The organism is Pseudomonas sp. NPDC088414 (assembly GCF_044753325.1).
Classification (GTDB): Bacteria; Pseudomonadota; Gammaproteobacteria; order Pseudomonadales; family Pseudomonadaceae; genus Aquipseudomonas.
This window is the reverse complement of record NZ_JBIVMY010000001.1, coordinates 124,004-146,984: the sequence shown is the minus strand read 5'-3', so window position 1 is coordinate 146,984 and position 22,981 is coordinate 124,004. Positions and strand designations below refer to the sequence as shown.

At 61.7% G+C, this 22,981-nt stretch carries 21 protein-coding genes; 15 read left to right on the top strand and 6 right to left on the bottom strand.

Going from position 1 to position 22,981, the window contains the following annotated elements:
- The first annotated feature begins 261 nt into the window (after positions 1–261).
- The 4 genes from ACIP8I_RS00605 (at position 262) to ACIP8I_RS00590 (ending at position 5,409) form a co-directional block, all read left to right on the top strand.
- Positions 262–1,980, top strand: a complete 1,719-nt coding sequence (locus tag ACIP8I_RS00605; RefSeq protein ID WP_400757931.1) for a hydrogenase maturation protein — start codon at positions 262–264, stop codon at positions 1,978–1,980.
- 240 nt (positions 1,981–2,220) lie between these two features.
- Entirely contained in the window at positions 2,221–3,084 is an 864-nt protein-coding gene (locus tag ACIP8I_RS00600) for a LysR family transcriptional regulator (protein WP_007968827.1), read from the top strand.
- Between the two features lie 112 nt (positions 3,085–3,196).
- Positions 3,197–4,342 (top strand): SRPBCC family protein, encoded by a 1,146-nt coding sequence (locus tag ACIP8I_RS00595; RefSeq protein WP_400757929.1) that lies wholly within the window; start codon positions 3,197–3,199, stop codon positions 4,340–4,342.
- Positions 4,339–5,409 (top strand): SMP-30/gluconolactonase/LRE family protein, encoded by a 1,071-nt coding sequence (locus ACIP8I_RS00590; protein ID WP_400757927.1) that lies wholly within the window; start codon positions 4,339–4,341, stop codon positions 5,407–5,409. The genes ACIP8I_RS00595 and ACIP8I_RS00590 overlap by 4 nt, the downstream gene beginning before the upstream one ends.
- A 133-nt stretch (positions 5,410–5,542) precedes the next feature.
- Here ACIP8I_RS00590 and ACIP8I_RS00585 read toward each other — a convergent pair whose 3' ends face one another.
- Both ACIP8I_RS00585 and ACIP8I_RS00580 read right to left on the bottom strand, forming a co-directional pair.
- The gene (locus ACIP8I_RS00585) at positions 5,543–5,707 is read right to left on the bottom strand and encodes a hypothetical protein (RefSeq protein WP_400757925.1); all 165 of its coding nucleotides are present in this window, start codon (positions 5,705–5,707) and stop codon (positions 5,543–5,545) included.
- A 108-nt stretch (positions 5,708–5,815) separates the two neighbouring features.
- A complete protein-coding gene (locus ACIP8I_RS00580) occupies positions 5,816–6,058 on the bottom strand; it encodes a DUF465 domain-containing protein (protein ID WP_027613686.1) in 243 nt (80 codons plus the stop codon).
- A 205-nt stretch (positions 6,059–6,263) separates the two neighbouring features.
- Here ACIP8I_RS00580 and ACIP8I_RS00575 point away from each other — a divergent pair, with 205 nt between their 5' ends.
- Positions 6,264–6,785 (top strand): DUF4142 domain-containing protein, encoded by a 522-nt coding sequence (locus ACIP8I_RS00575; protein ID WP_367084333.1) that lies wholly within the window; start codon positions 6,264–6,266, stop codon positions 6,783–6,785.
- 63 nt (positions 6,786–6,848) lie between these two features.
- On the opposite strand, the gene ACIP8I_RS00570 is transcribed toward ACIP8I_RS00575, so the two are convergent.
- A complete protein-coding gene (locus tag ACIP8I_RS00570) occupies positions 6,849–7,118 on the bottom strand; it encodes a hypothetical protein (protein ID WP_007968819.1) in 270 nt (89 codons plus the stop codon).
- Between the two features lie 250 nt (positions 7,119–7,368).
- Here ACIP8I_RS00570 and ACIP8I_RS00565 point away from each other — a divergent pair, with 250 nt between their 5' ends.
- From ACIP8I_RS00565 to ACIP8I_RS00540, 6 genes are read left to right on the top strand one after another with little or no spacing between them, the layout of a single operon-like run.
- On the top strand, positions 7,369–8,220 hold the full coding sequence (locus tag ACIP8I_RS00565; RefSeq protein ID WP_095136271.1) for an STAS domain-containing protein: 852 nt from the start codon (positions 7,369–7,371) through the stop codon (positions 8,218–8,220).
- Positions 8,221–8,224: 4 nt separating this feature from the next.
- Positions 8,225–8,587, top strand: coding sequence for an STAS domain-containing protein (locus ACIP8I_RS00560; RefSeq protein WP_007912539.1), 363 nt, complete (start codon positions 8,225–8,227; stop codon positions 8,585–8,587).
- Positions 8,584–8,988, top strand: a complete 405-nt coding sequence (locus ACIP8I_RS00555; RefSeq protein WP_003225570.1) for an anti-sigma regulatory factor — start codon at positions 8,584–8,586, stop codon at positions 8,986–8,988. Before ACIP8I_RS00560 ends, ACIP8I_RS00555 begins: the two co-directional genes overlap by 4 nt.
- On the top strand, positions 8,985–9,995 hold the full coding sequence (locus ACIP8I_RS00550) for an ATP-binding protein (protein WP_400758546.1): 1,011 nt from the start codon (positions 8,985–8,987) through the stop codon (positions 9,993–9,995). The genes ACIP8I_RS00555 and ACIP8I_RS00550 overlap by 4 nt, the downstream gene beginning before the upstream one ends.
- Positions 9,988–10,863: an ATP-binding protein gene (locus ACIP8I_RS00545; protein ID WP_367084328.1), complete on the top strand. Its 876-nt coding sequence runs from the start codon at positions 9,988–9,990 to the stop codon at positions 10,861–10,863. Before ACIP8I_RS00550 ends, ACIP8I_RS00545 begins: the two co-directional genes overlap by 8 nt.
- Positions 10,853–12,796 (top strand): response regulator, encoded by a 1,944-nt coding sequence (locus ACIP8I_RS00540; RefSeq protein WP_400757922.1) that lies wholly within the window; start codon positions 10,853–10,855, stop codon positions 12,794–12,796. The genes ACIP8I_RS00545 and ACIP8I_RS00540 overlap by 11 nt, the downstream gene beginning before the upstream one ends.
- Before the next feature lie 387 nt (positions 12,797–13,183).
- Here ACIP8I_RS00540 and ACIP8I_RS00535 read toward each other — a convergent pair whose 3' ends face one another.
- The 3 genes from ACIP8I_RS00535 to ACIP8I_RS00525 form a co-directional block, all read right to left on the bottom strand.
- Positions 13,184–15,817, bottom strand: coding sequence for an excinuclease ABC subunit A (locus ACIP8I_RS00535; protein ID WP_400757920.1), 2,634 nt, complete (start codon positions 15,815–15,817; stop codon positions 13,184–13,186).
- A gap of 194 nt (positions 15,818–16,011) precedes the next feature.
- A complete protein-coding gene (locus ACIP8I_RS00530) occupies positions 16,012–18,123 on the bottom strand; it encodes an ATP-binding protein (RefSeq protein ID WP_400757919.1) in 2,112 nt (703 codons plus the stop codon).
- Between the two features lie 134 nt (positions 18,124–18,257).
- The gene (locus ACIP8I_RS00525; RefSeq protein WP_007969663.1) at positions 18,258–18,947 is read right to left on the bottom strand and encodes a GntR family transcriptional regulator; all 690 of its coding nucleotides are present in this window, start codon (positions 18,945–18,947) and stop codon (positions 18,258–18,260) included.
- A gap of 140 nt (positions 18,948–19,087) precedes the next feature.
- Here ACIP8I_RS00525 and ACIP8I_RS00520 point away from each other — a divergent pair, with 140 nt between their 5' ends.
- The 4 genes from ACIP8I_RS00520 to ACIP8I_RS00505 are packed head-to-tail and all read left to right on the top strand — an operon-like array spanning position 19,088 to position 22,945.
- Complete coding sequence (locus ACIP8I_RS00520; protein WP_400757917.1) at positions 19,088–20,173, top strand: ABC transporter ATP-binding protein; 1,086 nt, start codon at positions 19,088–19,090, stop codon at positions 20,171–20,173.
- A 1-nt stretch (position 20,174) separates the two neighbouring features.
- On the top strand, positions 20,175–21,092 hold the full coding sequence (locus tag ACIP8I_RS00515; RefSeq protein ID WP_007969666.1) for an ABC transporter permease: 918 nt from the start codon (positions 20,175–20,177) through the stop codon (positions 21,090–21,092).
- On the top strand, positions 21,089–21,877 hold the full coding sequence (locus ACIP8I_RS00510; RefSeq protein WP_007969667.1) for an ABC transporter permease: 789 nt from the start codon (positions 21,089–21,091) through the stop codon (positions 21,875–21,877). Before ACIP8I_RS00515 ends, ACIP8I_RS00510 begins: the two co-directional genes overlap by 4 nt.
- Positions 21,878–21,892: 15 nt before the next feature.
- Entirely contained in the window at positions 21,893–22,945 is a 1,053-nt protein-coding gene (locus ACIP8I_RS00505) for an extracellular solute-binding protein (RefSeq protein WP_400757915.1), read from the top strand.
- Positions 22,946–22,981 lie beyond the last annotated feature (36 nt).

Sequence of the window (22,981 nt, the reverse complement as noted above, 5' to 3'; positions counted from 1 at the left end):
AAAATCCATGGTTCTGCCGGGATCGTCCGGCTCTTGATCAGGCGCGACTGTGCAATAGCGTCGCGTACATTTGAAGTAATAAAAAATCAGGACAAGCAAACCTTTGAGAATAAGACGTTCCGTCGCCGCAGAAATATTGACTGACACAACGTTGACCCCGGTCAGTTGCCCGCCCCAAAGCACTCTCTAATCTGCGCGCTCCATCGAACGCCAAGGACGGCTCACCAGGAGCCCGCGGCTATCCCTTCAAGGAAGAACACCATGCGATCACTGAAGATTATTCTGCTGTCCTCGGCCTTCAACGGCCTGACCCAACGTGCCTGGCTCGAACTGCGTCAGGCCGGGCACTCGCCCAGCGTCGTGGTGTTCACCGACGAGGCGTCGGTGTGCGAACAGATCGAACACAGCGGCGCCGATCTGGTGATCTGCCCCTTCCTCAAGGATCGCGTGCCGCATGCGTTGTGGAGCAATGCGCGGCGCCCGGTGGTGATCATTCATCCGGGCATCGTCGGCGACCGTGGCGCCAGTGCGCTGGACTGGGCAATCACCAACGAACTGACACGCTGGGGCGTGACTGCTCTGCAAGCGGTGGAAGAAATGGACGCCGGCCCGGTCTGGGCCACTTGCGAATTCAATCTGCCGTCGGGCTTGCGCAAGTCCGAGCTGTACAACGGTCGGGTCAGCGATGCGGCGATTCGCTGCATTCGCGAAGTGGTCGAGAAATTCATCGACGGCGTGCAACCAGTCGCACTGGATTACACCGACCCCAAAGTTCGCGGCCGCTTGCAACCGAACATGAAGCAGGACGACCGCACCTTCAGCTGGCACGACTGCTCGCGCTTCATCAAACGCTGCATCGATGCTGCTGATGGTCAGCCCGGGGTTCTGGCGAGTCTGGCTGGCGGGCAGTATTACGTGTACGACGCGCACCTTGATCAACGCACCGGCATTCCCGGCAAGATCCTCGCGGTGCATGACGACGCGGTGCTGGTGGCGACCGGCGATCACAGCCTGTGGATCGGCTCGCTGCGGCGCAAACCACTGCCCGGCGAAGAGACCTTCAAGCAACCGGCGCGGCATGTGCTGGCCGGACAATTGGCCGATGTGCCGACTCTCGACTGGTCGATCGCCAGCGAGCCATTCAACGACGAGGCGTATCAGCCGATCCGCTACCGCGAATCCGGGCATGTTGGCGAGCTGACCTTCGAGTTCTACAACGGTGCGATGAGCACCGAACAGTGCCAGCGCTTGGTTGAAGCGCTGCGCTGGGCCAAGTCTCGGGACACCCGCGTGTTGCTGATCAAGGGCGGACGCGGCAGTTTTTCCAACGGTGTGCACCTGAACGTGATCCAGGCGGCGCAGGACCCGGGCGCCGAAGCGTGGGCGAATATTCAGGCGATCGACGATGTCTGCGCCGAACTGCTCAGCGCCCGGCAACTGGTGGTCAGCGGCGTGACCGGCAATGCCGGGGCTGGCGGCGTGATGCTCGCACTGGCTGCCGACATCGTGTTTGCCCGGGCCGACATCGTGCTCAATCCGCATTACAAGAGCATGGGCCTGTATGGCTCGGAATACTGGACCTACAGCTTGCCGCGTGCGGTGGGCCCGGCGATGGCCGAGCAACTGACTCAGGCTTGTCTGCCGGTCAGCGCGACGCAAGCGCTGCAACTGGGCATGGTCCAGGAAATCGGCCCGCGCTGCCCGGATGAGTTTTCCTTGTGGTTGTTGCAACGGGCCAACGCGGCACTGACCGATCCGACCTACGCCGCCGTGCGCGAGCGCAAGTTGCGGGTTGATCAGGTGCTGATCGAGCAATGTCGGGAAAGCGAACTGCAAGAGATGCAGGAAGACATGCTCTACAACCGCAACCAGTTTGCCGAGAAGTGCAGCCACTTCGTCTACAAGCGCAAAGCCTGCGGCACGCCGGCGCGATTGGTGGAAGACTGGGCGCGGGTGCGTTCGACCGAGTTGGCCAGTTGATTTTGCGGTGACTGCCTTTCCCCTCACCCTAGCCCTCTCCCAAGGGAGAGGGAACTGACCAAAGTGTCTGGCGCCCAGCATCGACCTGGAATATCTCGGCCGATTATGGATTCAACGCTGATCGTTCAAGTCGGTGGATTTCTTCAATATTCCCCAATCAGTCCCCTCTCCCTCCGGGAGAGGGTTAGGGTGAGGGGCTTTTGCCTTTACAATGCCCGCACCTCAGACACCGGCCCGCCCATGGACATCGACCTCGCCCGCACCTTTCTGGAAATCGTTCGCCACGGCAGCCTCGCGGCGGCGGCGCAGAAGTTGTTCGTCACGCAGACGGCGATCACCGCCCGGGTGCAGAAACTCGAAAGTCAGCTGGGCAGTACGCTGTTCGTGCGCAACCGCGCCGGGGCGAAACTGACCGCCAATGGTGAGGCCTTCGTGGTCTACGCCAATCAACTGGTGCAGACCTGGGAAGCCGCGCGGCGCGACCTGCCGTTGCTGGACGGCTATCACAACGTGCTGCACATCGGCGGCGAGGTCAGCCTGTGCAACCCGTTGATGCTCAGCTGGGCCGCGCAACTGCGCGAGCACATCCCCGGCCATGCCCTGCGCATGGAAATCCGTGACGGCGAAAACCTGTTGCGCCAGCTCGAACTTGGCGTGCTCGATGCCGCGCTGGTGTATCAGCCGGAGTACTGGCCCGGCCTGCAAGTCGAGCAGGTGCTGGAAGAGAAACTGATTCTGGTGCGCGCACCGAACCGCCCGGAGCCCTACGTCTACATCGACTGGGGGCCGGACTTCCGTCGCCAGCACGACGCCGCCCTGCCGGACAAGGCCAAAGCCGCGCTGAGCTTCAACCTCGGTCCGCTGGCCCTGCAATACATCCTCGAACATGGCGGCAGCGGTTATTTCCGCACCCGCGTAGTGCGCAGCTATCTGGAAAGCGGCGCACTGGAAGCGGTGACCAAAGCCCCGGAGTTCGGCTATCCAACCTATCTGGTGTACGCCCGCGAACGCGACTCGGCGACGCTGCAACAGGCCTTCGACCTGCTGCGGCAGGTGATCGAGACCGATGACGACTGGTCGCAACGCTGGAACCCGTTGAGCTGAGTCGGCCGCTTTACACCGGAGCATGGCGCAACTGACCTCAAGGTGCGGCCTGCACAAACGGCCGGATCGGCTAATCTGCCGGGTATAACAACAATACCCGCAGGTGAACGCAGTGAGGCAGACCACCGAGGCATTCCGCAGCCGCTACCGCGCGGCCATTCATCCGCTGTACAACCCGTGGCTGCACGGCGCTTTCGTGCTGCTGTTCGGTGTGTTGGCGATCGGCGCTTTCTGGAGCAGTACGCATCAGGTGCAGCCGCTGGAATGGCTGAGCGTGCCGCTGACCCTGCTGTTGTTCAACTTTGGCGTGTACATGGTCCATCGCCATCTCGGCCACCACAAAAAGACCTTCGCCAAGCTGTTCTACGCCCGGCATGCCGGCGACCATCACAGCTTTTTCACCCCCGGCCACATGACGTATGACGGCGCCCGCGACTGGCGGGTGATTCTGTTTCCGGCCTGGCTGATTATCGTGCATACGCTGGTTTTCACCCTGCCGCTGTGGTGGCTGCTCGCGCAGTTCAACGCCAATGTCGCCGGGCTGTTCGGCGGCTGCATGGTCCTGGGTTATCTGACCTACGAGGTGTTTCACGCCTGCGAGCATCTACCGCCGAATAATCCGCTGACCCGCCTGCCGTGGATCCGCCAGATGCGTCATCTGCATGAATTGCATCACCGCCGCGAGCGCATGCAGGAGCGTAATTTCAATATCGTTTTTCCGCTGATGGATTACCTGTTCGGCACCCTGTACTGGGAGCCGCCACCCGCCCCGTTGCGCTATTCGAGATCGCCCATGACCCGCATGCAGCACCAGATCGATATCGCCGGCGAACCGATCGCCGTGCTCCGCTACGCCGCCAGCGTCAATCACTGGCCCGAGTGGCACCCGTCCTCGCTGAAAATCGACGGCCCGCAAGGCCCGCTGCATGCCGGCGCGCGTTTCGAAGAAGACATTCATGCCGGCGGGCGCGCCGGCCATTTGCGCTGGGAGGTCACCGAGTATCTGCCCGGTCGCCGCTGGTGCGCCCAGGCGCGGGGCGATCATGGCCTGTCGCTGCTGCTGACCTATGAATGCGCGGCGCGAGGCGACGGCACGCGTTTCGTGCGCACCCTGGATTATCAGTTCGACGGGCTGGGCATGCGCCTGGCCAATCTGTTGCTGCTCAAGCGCCGTATTGAGCGGGAATCGGCGACCTCGATGCAGGCGCTGCGTGACATGGCGCTCAGGCACCTGACGCTGACGGGGCACGTTTCATGAAGCGCCTGCTGTTACTGCTGGCGATCCTCATCATCGCGTTTCTGCTGCTGATGCCGACCAAGGTGCAGCCGGTGGCGTGGAAGCCACCAGTGGCACCGTCGCTGAGTGCCGGGCCGTACGCGGAAAACCAGCGCCTGAAAACCGCGGAACAGGTTGGCCCGGGGGACATCGATGGCCCGGAAGCATTACTTCTGGAAGGTGACTTTCTGATCACCGGCCTGCATGACGGGCGACTGATCCGCACCAGCCTCGATGGCAAACAACGTCAGATGCTGAGCGACACTGGCGGCCGGCCGCTCGGCCTGGCCCGACATCCCAACGGTTTGCTGGTGGTTGCCGATGGGGTCAAGGGCCTGCTCTCGCTCGACGCCCAGGGTCAGCTGATTCCGCTGACCACCGAGGCCAATGGCCTGCCCTTTGGCTTTACCGACGATGTGACCATCGACAAGTCCGGTCACTATGCCTATTTCAGCGATGCCAGCAGCCGCTGGGGCTACGGCCATGACGGCGAAGCGATCATCGAGCATGGTGGCGACGGACGTCTGCTGCGCTATGACTTCCAGACTGGCAAGACCAGCGTACTGCTGGACAAACTGCAGTTTGCCAACGGCGTGACCCTCGGCCCTGATGACGCCTATGTGCTGGTCAACGAAACCGGCGCCTACCGCATCAGCCGTTACTGGCTGACGGGGCCCAAGGCCGGCACCCATGACCTGTTCATCGACAACCTGCCCGGCCTGCCGGACAACCTCGCGTTCAATGGCAGCAATCGCTTCTGGGTCGCGCTCTATGCGCCGCGCAGTGCCTTGCTCGATGGCACTGCCGGACATCCGTGGCTGCGCAAGATGATCGTGCGCGCCCTGACGGTTTTGCCCAAACCGGTGGAAAAACGCGGGTTCGTGCTGGGGCTCGATCTTGAGGGCAAGGTGATCGCCAATCTGCAGGACGCGAGCAGCGGCAACTACTCGCCGATTACCACGGCGCGCGAGTATGGGGACTGGTTGTATCTGGGGTCGCTGAAGGCTACGCACATGGCGCGGTTGCCGTTGGCGGAGGCGTTGAAGTGAGCCTGCTGGATGTGTGCAGGAATGACTGACGCCATCGCTGGCAAGCCAGCTCCCACAGGGATTTGCGGGTATCCGTTATCTGTCGGCTCACCCAAAACCTTGTGGGAGCTGGCTTGCCAGCGATAGCGGACTGTCAGTTACCGGATCGATCGAACTTGTCCGGATCCTCGTCTTCAGGAAGATCCTCGTCCGGCTCTTTGGGAAATGTGGTGGTGTGCGCCGGGCTGTTGGGTTCCGGGTGAGTGGGCACCGGGTCGAAGCCGCCCTGCTCTTCACTGGGGAATCTGGGTGTGTTCATGAGGCACCTCGCAAAGAGTCATTGAATGAAGGCTCTTACATTCGAGGTGCCGTTGGTGGCTGTCGTTCCAGTCAATTCACCAACCAGGGTCGGTGACGCGACTGACGGTCAGGATCGCGCCTGCAACTGCGCGACGATCTTGTCTTTGACCTGCAAGCGTTTCTCTTTGAGTTTCTTCAGGGTGTCATCGCTGGGTGCATCCGAGGTCGCCGTCTCGGCCTTGACTACTTCGGCGTCCGCCTGGGAATACTTGTTGATCAGTGCATCCAGAAATGGATCCTCGGTGCGTTTTTGCTGGACCTCTTCCTTCGTAAGCTTCAAATCCTGATACAGGTCATGAGTCACCGGCATGGAACACCTCCGTCAGTTGATCGGCAGCCAACGCGACCGATTGCGCTGGCCCGTTATCAGAATGGCCTTGGTCGGGCCGTTCTGTCGACCTCCTGTCAGACCAGCGGTGGCCGTTCGTCGCCCTGTCGCAAATACGATAAAACCTTTGGTCGTCACCTTCCCTCCATTGAATAACGCTCACAAAAACCTGCGTGGAGAAAAACCAATGGACGGATTCAACCTGCGTCATCTCGTTCTGGCTGTCGCCCTGAGTGCCGGCATGGGCAGTGCTTTCGCTGCCACTTCCAACAGTTTCGTCGACAACGCCGCAGCGGGCGGCATTGCGGAGATCGAAACCAGCCGCCTGGCCCTGGAAAAAAGCCAGTCCGCTGACATCAAGGCTTTTGCCAACATGATGATCACCGACCACAGCAAGGCCAACGATGAGCTGGCCAGCATTGCCAAGGCCAATGACATCGAAGTCCCGGACTCCACCACCCTGGTCAAGCAGGCCAAGGAAAAAATCCTCGACATGCGCGATGAATCCTTCGACGCGGCCTACGCCAACAACCAGGTCAAGGCCCACGAAGAAACCATCGAACTGTTCAAGAAAGAAGCCAACACCGTGACCGACGACAAGACCAAGGGCGCTACAGAGCTGAAAGCCTTCGCGCAGAAAATGCTCCCGGCGCTGGAAAAACACCTGACTGCCGCCAAAGAGCTGCAAGCCAAACACCCGAGCAAATAATCCGGGTGCTGTACAGCAAAAGGCCGCATTCATTGAATGCGGCCTTTTGTCGTTTCAGCGCGATCAACCGCCGTCGGTGTCGATGTCGGCATCGGTTTCCTCACCGGGCTTCGGACGATCGGGCTCAGGTTCAAACCCCGGACTGAACTCGTTGTCGTTGTCAGTGTGTTTGTTCTTCTGATCCACTGCCGGATCGGCGCTTGGCGCTTGCTCGGTGCCACCCGTGGGTTGCGTTGGCGGGCTCTGGCCCGGCACTTGCGGGTCGATGGCCGGGTCGTTGCGATTGATCGGTTCGGCGTCCGGTTTCTGCTGCTGTTGCGATTGCTCGTTCATAGCCACCTCGTTTTTCAATGCTGGCGCGACTCAAACCCGCCGGCCTTGTATATTCGAAGCCGCTACGGTGCCAACGTTCAAAACATCGCTGGTTCGAGGGGCGCCGACTAGAGTTACCGGGGCATTCCTTGCGCCGGATCAAAAATATCCTTGTGCACCTGAACAACTATTTTGAACGGCAAAGGTCACTGACTTCGCACCGGTCACTTTTTACAGAACCGGCCCCAATACGCTACGGAGCAACAGGCACATGGCAGCACTGCAGAACAGCACATTCGATGCGATGAAAAACAAACAACCCCAACTGCTGAGCGAATGGATCAACGGCCTGGAAGCCAGCGGCGCCACCCGCAATCTCAAAGATCATGACCTGCAACAACAGACCAGCGAATTCCTGCAACTGGTGATAAATGGCCTGCAGGATGACAACGGCACCAACATCAATGCGCCGGGTTGGGAAGCCACCCGCCAGTTCCTCGAAAAGCTCTCCCATAGCCGTGCCCAGCTCGGTCAGGATTCGCAACAGACGGCCAGTTTCATCTTCGCCCTGAAGGGCCCGCTGTTTGCCCTGCTGCAAGCGCACTATAAAGAACAGCCAGCGCTGCTCGCCGAACAACTCTGGGAAATTTCCGAACTGTTCGACGCCTTCGGCATGCACACCATCCGCACCTTCCAGAAGTCCCGTGAAGCGGTGATCAAACGCCAACAGGAAGAACTGCTGGAACTCTCCACGCCGGTGGTCAAACTGTGGGACGGCGTACTCGCGCTGCCGATGATCGGCACCCTCGATTCGCAACGTACCCAAGTGGTGATGGAATCCTTGCTGCAACGCATCGTCGACACCGGTTCGGAAATCGCCATCATCGACATCACCGGCGTGCCGACCGTCGACACCCTGGTGGCCCAGCACCTGCTGAAAACCGTGACCGCGATTCGCCTGATGGGCGCCGACTGCATCATCAGCGGCGTGCGTCCGCAAATCGCCCAGACCATCGTCCACCTGGGCCTCGACCTGCAAGGCGTGGTGACCAAGGCCAACCTGGCCGATGCCCTGAAACTCGCCCTCACCCGCCTGGGCATCAGCCTCGGCAAAGCGGTCTGAGCCGATGGAACGTATCCCGATTCTTCAAATGGGCAAGTTCCTGCTGGTCACCATTCAGGTCGACATGCATGACCAGCTCGCCCTCACGTTGCAGGACGACTTGTCCGAGCGCATCAGCAAGACCTCGGCGCGTGGCGTGCTGATCGACATCTCGGCGCTGGACATGGTCGACTCGTTCATTGGCCGGATGATCAGCACCATCTCCGGCCTGTCGAAAATCATGGACGCCGAAACCATGCTGGTCGGCATGCAGCCGGCGGTGGCGATCACCCTAGTCGAACTCGGCCTGACCCTGCCGGGTGTCAGCACCGCACTGAACGTCGAGCGCGGGATGAAACTGCTGCAGGAACGAGTAGACCGGCAATGACCGTACGCAGCAGCGGTACTCAACCCATCCATATCGAGCAGGATGTCGTGCTTGCACGCCAGACCGCCCGCAAACTGGCCACCGAATGCGGGATGCGCCTGATCGACCTGACCAAAATGGTCACGGCGGTCAGCGAACTGGCCCGCAATACCATGGTTTACGGTGGCGGCGGCGACATGGACTGGCAGATTCTCGATGAAGATCACAAGGTCGGTCTGCGCCTGACGTTCCGTGACGAAGGCCCCGGTATTGCCGATATCAAACTGGCGATGACCGACGGCTGGACTTCCGGCAGCGGTATGGGCCTGGGCCTGACCGGGGCAAAACGCCTGGTCGAAGAGTTCGAACTGGACACCGAGCCCGGCAAGGGCACCCGAATAACGATCACCCGATGGACATGAATATCGCGGGGTCGCTGACCCAGGTGCTGTTGATCGAAGACAGCAGCCAGATCGGCCATGCCCGGCGCACCGCGCAACGGCTCGCCGAGCAACATGGCTTTGATGCAACCGATGCCGGACGTGTGGCGCTGGTCGCCACCGAACTGGCGAGTAACGTGCTCAAACATGCCAGTCGCGGCGAGTTTCACCTGCGCCTGATGCCGCGTCCCGGTGGATTCGGCATCGAAATGCTCGCGATCGATCGCGCCCAGGGCTTTGACCTGGATGCCTGCCTGACCGACGGTTTTTCCACCGGCGGCACCCAGGGCATCGGTCTGGGTGCGGTGGCACGCCAGACCGAAGTGTTCGATGTGCACGCCGACGCCCGTGGCGCGGTGCTGCTGGCGCGTTTGTATCCACGCAGCGACCGGCAGCCCGACTTGCGTTACGGCGTCAGCCAGCATTCGCTGCACAACGATCCGGCGTGTGGGGACACCTGGCATCTGGCGTACAACGGCGCCAGCGTCAGCGCACTGGTGATCGACGGTCTTGGCCACGGTGAAGATGCCGAACGCGCGGCCAAGGCCGGCGAGCGGGTGTTCGCCCAGACGCCGTTCGCCAGCCCGGTGCTGCTGATGGAGGACATGCACCGCGACATGATCGGCAGCCGTGGCGGCGCCGCCGCATTCGCGCAGTTCAATGCCGCCCGCGACAGCCTGACCTTTACCGGCGTCGGCAATATCGGTGCCTGCCTGATCGCCGCCGACAAATCGCGAGGCCTGGCTTCGCATCCGGGCATCGTCGGCGGCCAGTACCGGAAAGCCCAGCCCTTTGACTATGCTCACGTGAACGGACATCTATTGATCATGTACAGCGACGGCTTGCAGTCCCGTTGGAACCTTCAAGACTACCCCGGTCTGGTGCATCGCCATCCCGCCGTGATAGCCAGCGTCCTGCACCGCGACTTCTGTCGCGGGCGCGACGATGTAACGGTGCTGGTCGTTGCCCTGGAGGCCGCCCATGGCTGAGTCGCCACCCCTGAATGCCGCCGAACAGGCTGCGCTGATCGCCCGATTGCAGAGCGAGACCGCGGCCCTGCGCGAGGAACTCGACGAGACCAACCAGGGCGTGCTGGCGCTCTACGCCGAACTCGACACCCAGGCCGAAGAGCTGAGGCAGGCCTCGGACCTGAAAAGCCGCTTCCTGTCGTACATGAGCCATGAGTTCCGCACCCCGCTGGGCTCGATCCTGAGCATCAACAGCCTGCTCGCCGACGAACTCGACGGCCCGCTAAGCCCCGAGCAGCACAAGCAGGTGGCGTTCGTCAGCAGCGCCGCGCGTGAACTCAGCGACATGGTCGATGACTTGCTCGATCTGGCGAAGATCGAAGCCGGGCGGATCACCATTTCTCCGGCATGGTTCGACATGTTCGACCTGTTCTCCGCCCTGCGCGGGATGTTCCGGCCGATTGTCGACGCTTCGGCAGTGGACCTGATCTTCGAAGAACCTGTCGGCCTGCCGCGCCTGTACACCGACGACAAGAAACTCGCGCAGATCCTGCGCAACTTCATTTCCAACTCGCTGAAGTTCACCACCCGTGGTGAAGTGCGGGTCTCAGCGCGCCTGGAAGGCTCGGACAAAGTCCGCTTCGCCGTCAGCGACACCGGTATCGGTATCGCACCGGAGCTGCATGGTGCATTGTTCGAGGACTTCTCGCAGGTCGACTCGCCATTGCAGAAACGCCTGCGCGGCACCGGCCTCGGTTTGTCCCTGTGCAAGCGCTTCGCTGCCCTGCTCGGCGGCGAGGTCGGGATGGACAGCGCCCCTGGGGTCGGCTCGACCTTTTTCGTGATCATTCCACTGGCGCTCGCCTTGGAGAACGTCGATGAAACGTGACATCCGTCTATTGATCGTCGACGACAACGCCGCCACCCGCTACGCCTTGCGCCGGCGTCTGGAGCGTCATGATTACGAGGTGCTGGAAGCCGGTACTGGCAGCGAGGGCCTGGCGCTGATCGCGAGCGAGGTTCTCGATGCACTGATCCTCGACGTCAACCTGCCGGACATGAGCGGCTTCGATATCGTGCGGATCCTGCGCGCCGATGCACGCACCGCGTTGCTGCCGGTGATCCACGTGTCCGCCGCGTCGATCCAGACCGGCGACATCATTACCGGCCTCGACGCTGGCGCCGATGCCTACCTGATTCACCCGGTGGACCCGGACGTGCTGCTGGCGACCCTGCGCACCCTGCTGCGGGTGCGTGATACTGAAAACGCGCTGCGCGAGAGCGAGGCCCGGTTCCGCGAGATTTTCGTCAATGTCTCGGCGCCGATTGCCGTGCTGGATGCCAACCTCAAAGTGCACGAGTGCAACCACGCCTTTGCGCAGATGATTCAGGACAACCGCACCCTGGACACCCTCAGCGAATGCTTTGACCAGAACCAGAGCGCAATCCTCAATGAGCTGCGCCTGCGCCTGGTCGATGGCGAACGCTGGAAAGGCACGCTGAACATGCGCGTGCAGGGCGAGATCCGCGAAACCGAATGGCAGATTTCGCCGTACCGCACGCCGCAGCTGAGTCTGGTATTCGTCGAGGATGTCACCGAACATCGTCATCGCGAACGCTCGCACCTGGCACAGCTGGACGACACCACCACGCAACTGGCCAAGGAAGTCGCCGAGCGCGCGCGCGCCGAGTCGCAGTTGCTGCAAGTGCAGAAGATGGACGCACTGGGCAAGCTCACCGGCGGCATCGCCCACGACTTCAATAACCTGTTGACCGGGATCATCACCAGCCTCGAACTGATCCAGAAACGCATGGCCGATGCCAGGCCCGACAAAGTGCAGCTCTATGCTGAAGCAGCGCTGAATTCAGCGATGAGTGCGGCTTCGCTCACTCATCGTCTGCTGGCCTTCGCCCGCCAACAGCCACTGGATACCCGGCCGGTGGACATCAATGAGCAGGTGCGCTCGCTGGAAGAATTGCTGATGCGCACCATCGGCGAACGCATCACCCTCAAACTTGAACTGACCAACAAACCGGCGATTGCCCTGGTCGATCCCGTGCAGCTGGAAAGCGCGGTGCTGAATCTGGTCATCAACGCCCGGGATGCGCTGCCCCGAGGCGGCAATATCTGGGTCAACACCTATGCGGCGTATTCCCACGGCGACCCGAACATGGCCGATGGTGCGTATGTCGCGCTGTCGGTGCGCGATGACGGCACCGGTATCGAGCACAGTGTGATCGACAAGGTGTTCGACCCTTTCTTCACCACCAAACCGCTGGGCCAGGGTACGGGTCTGGGGTTGTCGACGATTTACGGTTTCGCCCGCCAGTCCGGTGGCGATGCGCACATCCGCAGCGTGGCACGGCGGGGCACCGAAGTGACCATCATGCTGCCGGCGACGAACGATCCGACCGGCGCCGACATCCCGGCGCCGAAGGTGGATCCGCAGGGTGCCGGCGAGCATGTCCTGATTGTCGAAGACATGCCGGCAGTGCGTATGTTCGTCACCGAAGTGCTGGAAGACGCGGGTTACCGCTGCACCCAGGCGGCGGATATCGAAACCGCGCTGGAGCGTTTGCAGAATGACCCGACGATCGACCTGCTGCTGAGCGACGTCGGTCTGCCGCGCATGAGCGGCCGGGAACTGGCGGACGTGGCGCGGGGCTGGCGTGAAAGCCTGCCGATTCTGTTCATGACCGGTTACGCCGAGACCGCGATCAATCGTCAGGTGTTTCTGGGCAGCGGCATGGAAATGCTGGTCAAACCGTTCCAGATCAGCGAACTGCTGGACAAGGTCCGCCGCACGCTTGATGGTGCCTGATACACCGCCATCGCCAGCAGGCTGGCTCCCACAGGACTGAGGCAAACCTCAGATGCTGTGAACACCACAAAAACCTGTGGGAGCGAGCCTGCTCGCGAAGGCGTCGGTACATCCGACATCTTCATTGCCTGACACACCGCTTTCGCGAGCAAGCTCGCTCCCACATTGGATCTGTGTTCATCACCCACCCTGTGCACACCATAAAACCTGTGGGAGCGGGCTTGCCCGCGAAGGCAGTGGTACATCCAGCCTCTTCATTGCCTGACACACCGCTTTCGCGAGCAAGCTCGCTCCCACACTTGAACTGTGTTGATCACCGATCCTGTGCACACCGCAGAATCTGTGGGAGCCAGCCTGCTGGCGATGGGGCCAGACGGGACGCCGAGGTTATTGGTTAAAGGCCCGCGCCAGAAACGGTGCGGTGCGGCTCTTCTTGCTCGCTGCGACTTTCTGTGGGGTGCCGACGGCGACGATTTTGCCGCCCTGATCTCCGGCCCCCGGGCCGATGTCGATTACCCAGTCACTCTGTGCCACCACGCGCATTTCATGCTCGACCACGATCACCGTGTGCCCGGCCGTGACCAGTGTATCGAGCTGTTCCAGCAGCCGATCAACGTCTCGCGGATGCAGCCCGGTGGTCGGTTCATCCAGCACATACAAGGTCGCGCCACGCTGATTGCGCTGCAGTTCAGTCGCCAGTTTGATCCGTTGCGCCTCGCCGCCCGACAACTCGGTGGCCGGTTGCCCGAGCCGCAGATAACCCAGGCCGATGTCACGCAGCACCTCCAGCGAGCGACGAATACCCGGTTGCTCGCCGAACACTGCGACCGCCTCTTCAACGGTCAGTTGCAGCACCTGCGCAATATTCAGACCCTGCCACACAATCGCCAGGGTCTGCGGGTTGTAGCGCGCGCCATGACAGGTCGGGCACGGCGCATACACGCTCGGCATGAACAGCAAGTCGACACTGACAAAACCTTCACCCTCGCAGGTCGGGCAGCGGCCCTTGGCAACGTTGAAGGAGAACTGCCCGGCGTCATACCCCGCCGCCCGCGCCTCGGGTGTGGCGGCGAACAGTTTGCGCACGGTGTCGAACAACCCGGTGTAGGTCGCCAGGTTCGAACGCGGCGTGCGGCCAATGGGTTTCTGATCAACCTGCACCAGGCGTTTGATCGACTCCAGCCCCGCCGTCACCTGACCACTGCTGGCCTGCGGCGCATCGTCTTCGAGGCTGAGCTCTTCCGGCTCGTCCTCAACCACCGGCCGCCCCAACTGCGCGCCGACCAGTTCGAGCAACGCCTGACTGACCAGACTCGACTTGCCCGAGCCGGAAACCCCGGTCACCGAGGTGAAGCAGCCCAGCGGAAATTCAGCGCTGAGGTTGTGCAGGTTATTGCGGCTGATCCCGTCAAGTTTCAGCCAACCGCTCGGCTTGCGCGCGGTGCGGGTCTGCCGCTGGTTCTCGGCAAACAGATAAGCGCGGGTCTGCGATTCATCGATTTCTGCCAGCCCAGCCGGCGGGCCGCTGTACAACACCCGCCCACCCTTCTCGCCCGCCGCCGGGCCGACATCGATCAGCCAGTCGGCACGGCGCATGGTCTCCAGATCATGCTCCACCACAAACAGCGTATTGCCATCGGCCTTCAAGCGCTGCAAGGCCTCGAACAAAGCCTCGCCATCGGCCGGATGCAAACCGGCGGACGGCTCGTCGAGCACGTAGATCACACCGAACAGTTGCGAACCCAACTGCGTCGCCAGGCGCAGTCGCTGCAGCTCGCCAGAGGACAACGTCGGCGTGCTGCGTTCCAGTGCCAGATAACCCAGGCCCAGATCGGTCAGGGTGCTGACCCGCTCCAGCAAGTCCTCGGCGATCCGTTGCGCTGCCAGGCGTTTTTCCAGCGACAGGTTTGGCGTGTGGCGTACGTCCGGTGCACTAGTGTGGCCGCTGGCACCGTGGGCCACGCGCTGCTGGCGGGCCTCGCGGGTCTGCGCATGGCTCAGGGTTTCGCCGGTTTCCTCGGCGTGGTCCAGATAGGTTGCCGCCGCCACTGGCCGCAGTACCTCGGCCACTTGCAACAACGGCATCTGCGACAGCTCACCGATGTCGTAACCGGCAAAGGTCACCGACAACGCTTCACGCTTCAGGCGTTTGCCATCACACAACGGACACGGACTGCCGAGCATGAACTGCGAAACGCGCTTCTTCATCAAGGCACTTTGCGAATGAGTGAAGGTGTGCAGGATGTAACGCCGGGCGCCGGTGAAAGTGCCCTGATAACTCGGCTCCATCTTGCGCTTGAGGGCGACCCGGGTTTCCTCCGGGGTCAGCCCGGCGTACACCGGCACGGTCGGGGTTTCTTCGGTGAACAGAATCCAGTCACGCTGCTTTTTCGGCAGTTTCTTCCAGGGAATATCGACGTCGATGCCCAGGGTCACGAGGATGTCGCGCAGGTTCTGCCCCTGCCACGCCAGCGGCCAGGAGGCCACTGCGCGTTGGCGGATGGTCAGGTTCGGATCAGGCACCATCAGCGCCTCGGTCACCTCGTAGACCCGGCCCAGACCGTGGCACTCCGGGCACGCGCCCTGGGGGGTGTTCGGCGAGAAATCCTCGGCGTACAGCATCGGTTGCCCCGGCGGATAACTGCCGGCGCGGGAATAGAGCATGCGAATCAGGCTCGACAAGGTGGTCACGCTGCCCACCGACGAACGCGTGCTCGGCGTACCGCGCTGCTGTTGCAGGGCCACGGCGGGCGGCAGGCCTTCGATGGAATCGACATCCGGCACGCCGACCTGATCGATCAGCCGCCGCGCATACGGCGCCACGGATTCGAAGTAGCGTCGCTGGGCTTCGGCGTACAACGTTGAAAAGGCCAGTGACGACTTGCCCGAACCGGAGACGCCGGTGAACACCACCAGCGCGTCGCGGGGGATATCGACGTCGACGTTCTTCAGATTGTGTTCCCGGGCGCCACGCACCCGAACCATGCCGGCGGGTGCTTTGGAATTACGCTTGGTAGTCATTGGCGGGCCTTGATCGGAAAATGTAAGTCGAACCCAAAACCTGTGGCGAGGGAGCTTGCTCCCGCTGGGCTGCGAAGCGGCCCAAAATCCAGACGAATCAACCCGGCCGGTATACCGCGGTTCCCGGGTTTACGACTGCTGCGCAGCCGAGCGGGAGCAAGCTCCCTCTCCACAAAGAATCGGGGATTAGCCGGCTAGGCATTGAGCACCGAGCGAATCATCTGCAGCAACGCCTCAGGGCCATACGGTTTGCCCAGCAAGTGCGTGTCCGGACTCAACTGGTGGTTGCGTGAAATGATGTCGCGGGTGTGGCCGGAGGTGAACAGCACCGCCACCGGCGGCGTCTGCACTTTGGCCCAGGCTGCCAGATCGGAGCTCTTGATCAACCCTGGCATCACCACGTCGGTGAAAATCAGATCCACCTCGATACCTTCCAACAACATTTGCATCGCCACGTCGCCGTTGCCGGCGGTCAGTACGCGATAACCTTCTTCGCGCAGTAACTCTACCGCCGAGGCGCGCACGGCGTCGTTGTCCTCGACCACCAGAATGGTCTCGTGGCCGCCCCCCTGTTGCGGATCGACGCTCGGCGTCTCATCGAGAACCGGTCGCAGGCTGCGCGGAAAGTACAGTTGCACCCGTGTGCCCTCGCCCACGGTGCTGTCGATCTCGACGTGGCCGCCGCTCTGTTTGACGAAACCGAACACCATGCTCAAACCGAGCCCGGTGCCCTGGCCGTCGGCCTTGGTGGTGAAGAACGGCTCGAACACCTGCTCGAGCATTTGTGGCGCAATGCCGACGCCGGAATCGCTGACCATCACTCGCACGAAATCGCCGGCAACGATGCCTTTGCCCGCGCAGAAATTGCTGTCCAGCCGAGTATTGAGGGCGCTGAGGACAATCGTGCCCTCGCCCTTCATCGCATCCCGGGCATTGATCGCCAGGTTGAGAATGGCGTTTTCCAGTTGATTGCGGTCGACGTTGATGTGCCACGGTTCCTGCGGCAACTGCACATCAATCTGAATGGTCTCGCCCAACGCACGCTGGAGCAATTCGCCGACACCATCGAAGATCTGCCGTGGATCGCACACCGCCGGCGACAACGGCTGACGCCGGGCAAAAGCGAGCAGTTGCGACGACAGCTTGGCCCCACGCTCGACCGCCGCCAGCGACGCGCTGACCCGGCGTTGCACGTTGGCGTTGTCCGGCTCATGCCGCGCCAGCAAGTGCAGGTTGCCAGCGATCACCTGCAGCAGGTTGTTGAAGTCGTGGGCCACACCGCCAGTGAGGCCGCCGATGGCTTCAAGCTTCTGCGACTGGCGCAGTTGCTCTTCCGCCGCCAGCCGCGCGCCCACTTCACTGGCCACCCGCTGTTCCAGATTGCGGGTGAATTTGAGCAGGGATTCTTCAGCGTTCTTGCGCTCGTGAATGTCGATCAACACGCCGGGGAAACGAAACGCTGCGCCGTGTTCGTCGAACTCGCAGGCACCGCTGGCCAGCACCCACAGATAACTGCCGTCCGGGCGCCGCACGCGGTACTCGGCGTTGTATGGTTCACCGGTCTGCACCGATTGGCTGACCCGGTCATGCACCCACGCCAGATCGTCCGGGTGGATCCGCGCTTCGCAGTAGGACTGCGGCAGATTGCTCAAGTCCTGATCCGGCGGATACGAAAACGTGCGGGCGAAACGCTCATCCGCCGACAGCACATTGTGCTTCACGTCCCAGACAAACGAGCCAAGCAAGGCCCCGGCGTTCAGTGCCAGACGCACCCGTTCGTTGTCCGCGCGATAGGCATCTTCAGCGGCCTGACGCAGGCGCTCGGAGCGCACCAACTCGGTGGTCTCGACCACCATCGCCATCACCCCGGCCGGCACACCGTCATCATTGGCCACCGGGCTGTAATACAAATCCATCCAGACATCTTCGGGCACGCCATCGCGCAACAGCACCAGTTCCTTGTTGCGGTACGACAAGGTGCCGCCCGCCAGACAGGTGTCGACCACATGCCGGTTGAAATCGGCGACTTCGGGCCAGCCCAGCTCCACCGGCACCCCCAACAGATAGGGATGGCGACCACCGGCAAACAGCGAGTAGGCATCGTTGTAGATCATGTAGCCGGCGCGGCCCCAGAGCATGACCATCGGCAACGGCGACGCCAGCATCAGTTGCACCGCACTGCACAGGCTCGCAGGCCAGTTCTGCAGCGGACCGAGTTCGGTGTCGCTCCAGTCGAACGCACGGATACGCCCGGCCATCTCGCCTTTCCAGCCGTCACACCCGTGGCTATCGGATAAAAACTGCATCGATTGACTCGGTGTCCTGTGGTGTCTGCCCGATAAATCGCAACGCTTGACGAACGTGGCGCCCGTGTATTTCGAGCGCCGCCGACCGCATTGGTTTCATTGAAGGTATAGCCGATTTCAGGCCTGGCCCGGGTTCAGACCCCGATCAGGTGTTTGAGCGGATGGTAGCCAGTTTTCATCTTCGCCGCGACGTCGAGAATGGCCTTTTCAATGCCGTTCAGGTGCATGCAGGTCAACTCGATGGCGGCACTCTGGTTGCCCGCCTCAATGTACTCGATCAGCCGCAGGTGCTCGTCGTCGCGACAGGCTTCGTGGCTGTCGTCGTCCAGCGCGGCGGCATACAGCGAAGCACGGGAAATCAGCTTCTGAAACCAGTCGAGCAGCACCGGGTTGTTGAGGCTGCGCGCCAGTTTGATGTGGAACTCGCCAAGCAGGTGGATCAGCCGTTCGTGGTCGCCAGCGGCATGGGCCTCGTCTTCCAGCAACAGATGCTCGCGCAGATCCTGCATCGCAGCGGTGTCCTTGCGCCGGCACAGTTCGGTGACGATGCCGATCTCGATCAGGCGCCGGGTTTCGAACAGCGAACGGATTTCCTCATTGCTGGGCAACGACACCGATGCACCTTTATTGGGCTCGGTGGTGACCAGTCCGTCGGCCTCCAGTTGCTTGAGCGCAGCACGCACCGACGTACGGCTGACATTAAACAGTTCGGCCAATGAGGCCTCGCCCAGCTTCATCCCCGGACGCAGCGAACGCTTGCTGATCGCCTCGTAAACCCCTTGGTAGACGCGGTCGACCGTGGTTTCCAGTTTTTTCTCGGTCATTGCAACACTCCTTTAGCGTCAGGCAACCGACCCCTGGCGATGACTGGCCATGGAAAAAGGGGGTTGCACACGCAGATTAATCCGGGTATTTCTAAATTGCATTCAGATATTGCATACAATAATTAGAGGATTGCACCATTATGGGTCAACCAATAGCAATTGAAGTGCGCAACGTCTCCAAACGGTACTCCGAGGACCCTTGCCTCGCACCGGCCCTGGACAATGTGTCGGTGAATATCGCCGATAACGAGTTCTTCACCCTGCTCGGCCCTTCGGGCTGCGGTAAAACCACCCTGCTGCGCACCATCGCCGGTTTCGAACACGTCAGTGAAGGCGAGATTCGCCTGGCTGGCGAGCCGGTCAATGATCTGCCGCCGTTCAAGCGCCGGGTCAACACGGTGTTCCAGAGTTACGCGCTGTTTCCGCACATGAGTGTCGCGCAGAATATCGCCTTCGGCCTCGAGATGCAGGGTCTTGAACGCAAGTTGATTCCGGATCGGGTCAACGAAATGCTCGCATTGGTGCAGATGGAGCATCTGGCCGGGCGCAAACCGGCCGAACTGTCCGGTGGTCAGCAACAACGCGTGGCTCTGGCCCGGGCGTTGGCGCCGAAACCCAAGGTCCTGCTGCTGGATGAGCCGCTGTCGGCGCTGGACTTGAAGCTGCGCAAGGAAATGCAGGTCGAACTCAAGCGCGTACAGAAGGAAGCCGGGATCACCTTCATTTTCGTCACCCACGATCAGGAAGAAGCGTTGACCCTGTCCGATCGCATCGCGGTGATGTCCGCCGGCAAGATCCTGCAGATCGGCACCCCGACCGACATCTACGAACAGCCCAGACACCGTTTCGTCGCGCAATTCATCGGCGACATCAACTTCCTTCCCGGTCAGCTCAAGCACGGCGCGCACAACGAAAAACTCTTCGTGCCCAATGGCATGCCGATCGAAATTCCGTGTCAGCAACAGAGCTTTGCCGGCACCAGCGTGCAACTGGCGTTCCGTCCGGAGCGTTCGCAACTGGTGGATGCCAGCCAGCCGCATCACCTGCGCGGCGTCATCGAGGCGGTGCTGTATGTCGGCACCGCCACGCTGTACCAGTGCCGGTTGAACAACGACGTCAAAGTCATGCTGCGCGAAAACAACGAAGGCCTGAACCGTGGTCGTGCCGTCGGCGAACGTGTCGCCGTGCACCTGCCGCCGCACGCCTGCCTGTTGATGGAGGCCTGAGATGAGCGTCAGCAGCACTTCCCCCGCTCTGAACCGGGCGCTGTTGCTCAGCCCGGTGGTGTTGACCCTGCTCGCCCTGATCGCCATCCCACTGGGGATCATGGGTTACATCAGCCTGCTGCCGCGCAACACCTACGGCGGCGTTGACTGGCAGGCGCAATGGCAATTGCAAAGTTACGTGCAGCTGTTTTTTCAGGAGGGCTTCGACGGTGAACTGGAGCTGAACTGGGTCTACGCCCAGGCGCTGTTGCGCTCGGTGTTGCAGGCCGGTGGCACCACGGTGTTGTGTTTCTTGTTCGGCTTTCCGGTGGCGTTGTGGATGTCGAGCCTGACTCCGCGTCGGCGCAATCTGATGGTGCTGCTGATCACCATCCCGTTCTGGACCAACCTGCTGATCCGCAACTACGCGTGGCTGATCATCCTGCGCGAACAGGGCTGGGTCGCCCAGAGCCTCAACGCACTGTTCCCGAGCGCCGGCGGCATCACCCTGCTCTACAACGACTTCGCGGTGAGTGTCGGGCTGGTCTACAGCTTTCTGCCGTTCATGATTCTGCCGATCTACTCGACCCTGGAAAAACTCGACTGGCGTCTGGTGGAAGCCGCGTATGACCTGGGCGCCAACCGCTGGCATGCACTGCGCCGGATCATCCTGCCGCTGTCGATGCCCGGAGTGATCGCCGGAGCGCTTCTGGTGTTTGTGCCGAGCCTCGGCGCGTTCATCACCCCGGCGATTCTCGGCGGCGGCAAGACCCTGATGATCGGCAACCTGATCCAGCAGCAATTCGGCACCGCGCGCAACTGGCCGCTGGGCAGTTCGTTGTCGTTCCTGCTGCTGGGCATTTTGCTGCTGTCACTGGTGCTCTACGCCCTCTATAGCCGCAGCGCGGCGAAAACCCTCAACCGGGGAGCGCAAGCATGATCTCTCTGCACCTGAAAAAACTCCCGGCGACCCGGGAAATCAGCCTGCTGATCCTCGCCTATCTGTACCTGCCGATCCTGGTGCTGATCGTCTACAGCTTCAACGCCAACCGCTCGGCGACGGTCTGGACCGAGTTCTCCTTCGCCTGGTACGGACGGATTCTGGCCAACCCGTCGATCCAGACCGCAGCGCTGAACTCGATCATTGTCGCCACCCTCGCCACCGTGTGCGCTACGGCGATTGCCCTGCTCGCGGCACTGGCGACCTACCGACCGTTCTACGGGCAGAAAATGGTCGAAGGCGGAATCAACCTGCCGCTGATCCTGCCGGAGATCGTCACCGCCGTAGCGACCTTGCTGCTGTTCATGGCGCTGGGGATCAAGCTCGGGTTGCTGACGGTGATCGTCGCGCACATCGGCTTCTGCATTCCCTTCGCTTACCTGCCGATCCGTGCCCGCCTCAACGATCTGGACAAGAGCCTGCTGGAGGCGGCCAACGATCTGTACGCCAATCCGTGGCAGGTGTTCCGCCGCGTGACCTTGCCGCTGCTGTGGCCGGCGGTGTTGTCCGGCTCGGTGCTGGCGTTCGTGGTCAGCCTCGACGATTTCATCATGACCTTCTTCGTCGCCGGGCCTGGTTCGACCACGTTACCGGTGTACATCTTTTCGGCGATCAAGGCCGGCGTGACGCCCGAGATCAACGCGATCTCGACCCTGATGCTGGTGATTTCCATCGTCCTCGTGGTGCTGGCCTTCTGGCTGGGCCAACGCGGCAAACAACCATAAACCTGGAGCGCTCTCATGAAAGTCAAAAGCCTGCGTCTGGCCGTATCCGGTCTGGCCCTGAGTTGTTTCGCCGCGTTCGGCGCCCACGCCGCTGAACCCAAGGAATTGTTTTTCTATAACTGGACCGATTATTACCCGGTGGATCTGCTGGCCAAGTTCGAAAAGGAGACCGGGATCAAGGTCACCATGGACGGCTACGACAGCAACGAAACCCTGCTCGCCAAATTGCAGGCCGGCGGCGCCGCGTACGACGTGATCGTGCCGTCGCAGTCGATCATGCAAACCCTGATCAAGCAGGATCTGTTGCTGGAAATCGACACCCCGACCCTGAGCAATTTCCAGTACGTCAAAGGTCCGTTCCGCGACCCGAGCTTCGACCCGGGTCGCAAGTTCTCGGCACCGTACCTGTGGGGCACCACCGGTTTTTCCTACGACAGTGCGCGGGTGCCCGGCGGCAAACTGGAGGATTCGTGGAAAGAGTTCTTCGAACCGCGCAAGGAACTGCAAGGCCAGCTCGCCGCGCTGGATACGTCGAGCAGCGTGATCAACGCCGCCAGCCATTACCTGAACGTCGACGAGTGCACGGAAAACCCGCAGGACGCCAAGCGCATCCTCGAACTGCTGCAAAAGCAGAAACCGTTCCTGAAGATGTACAGCTCCGACAACACCGTCGATCGCATGGCCTCGGGCGAGGTGATCATGATGCAGAACTGGAACGGCTCCACTGCCCGCGCCACCTTGCAGAAGAACACCATCAGGTACGTCTATCCGCGTGAAGGTGTGGCGATGTTTCAGGACAACTTCGCCGTGCCGAAAAGCGCGCCGCACCCGGGCAACGCGAAGATCTTCATCGACTGGATGATGAAACCGGAAAACGCTGCCGCCGTGTCCAACGCCATCGCCTATGCCAACGGCATCCAGAGCGACCAGTTGCTCGACCCGAAGTGGAAGGTCATGGACGCCATCAACATGCCCGAGGAATACGCCTCGCGCCTGCGCCCGGAAAAGGAATGCAGCAACAAGTCGCGCGAGCTGCAGGACCGGATCTGGTCGAAGCTCAAGGGCTGACTTATTTCGCTTGAGACCGCAGCGCGGCCTTCGCTG

Bases quoted from the DNA above. Each gene is read 5' to 3' on its own strand.
- ACIP8I_RS00550 (WP_400758546.1), top strand. From the start codon at position 8,985: ATGAATATCGCGGGGTCGCTGACCCAGGTGCTGTTGATCGAAGACAGC.
- ACIP8I_RS00570 (WP_007968819.1), bottom strand. From the start codon at position 7,118: ATGAACGAGCAATCGCAACAGCAGCAGAAACCGGACGCCGAACCGATC.
- ACIP8I_RS00505 (WP_400757915.1), top strand. From the start codon at position 21,893: ATGAAAGTCAAAAGCCTGCGTCTGGCCGTATCCGGTCTGGCCCTGAGT.
- ACIP8I_RS00585 (WP_400757925.1), bottom strand. From the start codon at position 5,707: ATGAACACACCCAGATTCCCCAGTGAAGAGCAGGGCGGCTTCGACCCG.
- ACIP8I_RS00580 (WP_027613686.1), bottom strand. From the start codon at position 6,058: ATGCCGGTGACTCATGACCTGTATCAGGATTTGAAGCTTACGAAGGAA.
- ACIP8I_RS00605 (WP_400757931.1), top strand. From the start codon at position 262: ATGCGATCACTGAAGATTATTCTGCTGTCCTCGGCCTTCAACGGCCTG.
- ACIP8I_RS00545 (WP_367084328.1), top strand. From the start codon at position 9,988: ATGGCTGAGTCGCCACCCCTGAATGCCGCCGAACAGGCTGCGCTGATC.
- ACIP8I_RS00565 (WP_095136271.1), top strand. From the start codon at position 7,369: ATGGCAGCACTGCAGAACAGCACATTCGATGCGATGAAAAACAAACAA.
- ACIP8I_RS00530 (WP_400757919.1), bottom strand. From the start codon at position 18,123: ATGCAGTTTTTATCCGATAGCCACGGGTGTGACGGCTGGAAAGGCGAG.
- ACIP8I_RS00600 (WP_007968827.1), top strand. From the start codon at position 2,221: ATGGACATCGACCTCGCCCGCACCTTTCTGGAAATCGTTCGCCACGGC.
- ACIP8I_RS00535 (WP_400757920.1), bottom strand. From the start codon at position 15,817: ATGACTACCAAGCGTAATTCCAAAGCACCCGCCGGCATGGTTCGGGTG.
- ACIP8I_RS00590 (WP_400757927.1), top strand. From the start codon at position 4,339: ATGAAGCGCCTGCTGTTACTGCTGGCGATCCTCATCATCGCGTTTCTG.
- ACIP8I_RS00540 (WP_400757922.1), top strand. From the start codon at position 10,853: ATGAAACGTGACATCCGTCTATTGATCGTCGACGACAACGCCGCCACC.
- ACIP8I_RS00515 (WP_007969666.1), top strand. From the start codon at position 20,175: ATGAGCGTCAGCAGCACTTCCCCCGCTCTGAACCGGGCGCTGTTGCTC.
- ACIP8I_RS00560 (WP_007912539.1), top strand. From the start codon at position 8,225: ATGGAACGTATCCCGATTCTTCAAATGGGCAAGTTCCTGCTGGTCACC.
- ACIP8I_RS00555 (WP_003225570.1), top strand. From the start codon at position 8,584: ATGACCGTACGCAGCAGCGGTACTCAACCCATCCATATCGAGCAGGAT.
- ACIP8I_RS00575 (WP_367084333.1), top strand. From the start codon at position 6,264: ATGGACGGATTCAACCTGCGTCATCTCGTTCTGGCTGTCGCCCTGAGT.
- ACIP8I_RS00510 (WP_007969667.1), top strand. From the start codon at position 21,089: ATGATCTCTCTGCACCTGAAAAAACTCCCGGCGACCCGGGAAATCAGC.
- ACIP8I_RS00520 (WP_400757917.1), top strand. From the start codon at position 19,088: ATGGGTCAACCAATAGCAATTGAAGTGCGCAACGTCTCCAAACGGTAC.
- ACIP8I_RS00525 (WP_007969663.1), bottom strand. From the start codon at position 18,947: ATGACCGAGAAAAAACTGGAAACCACGGTCGACCGCGTCTACCAAGGG.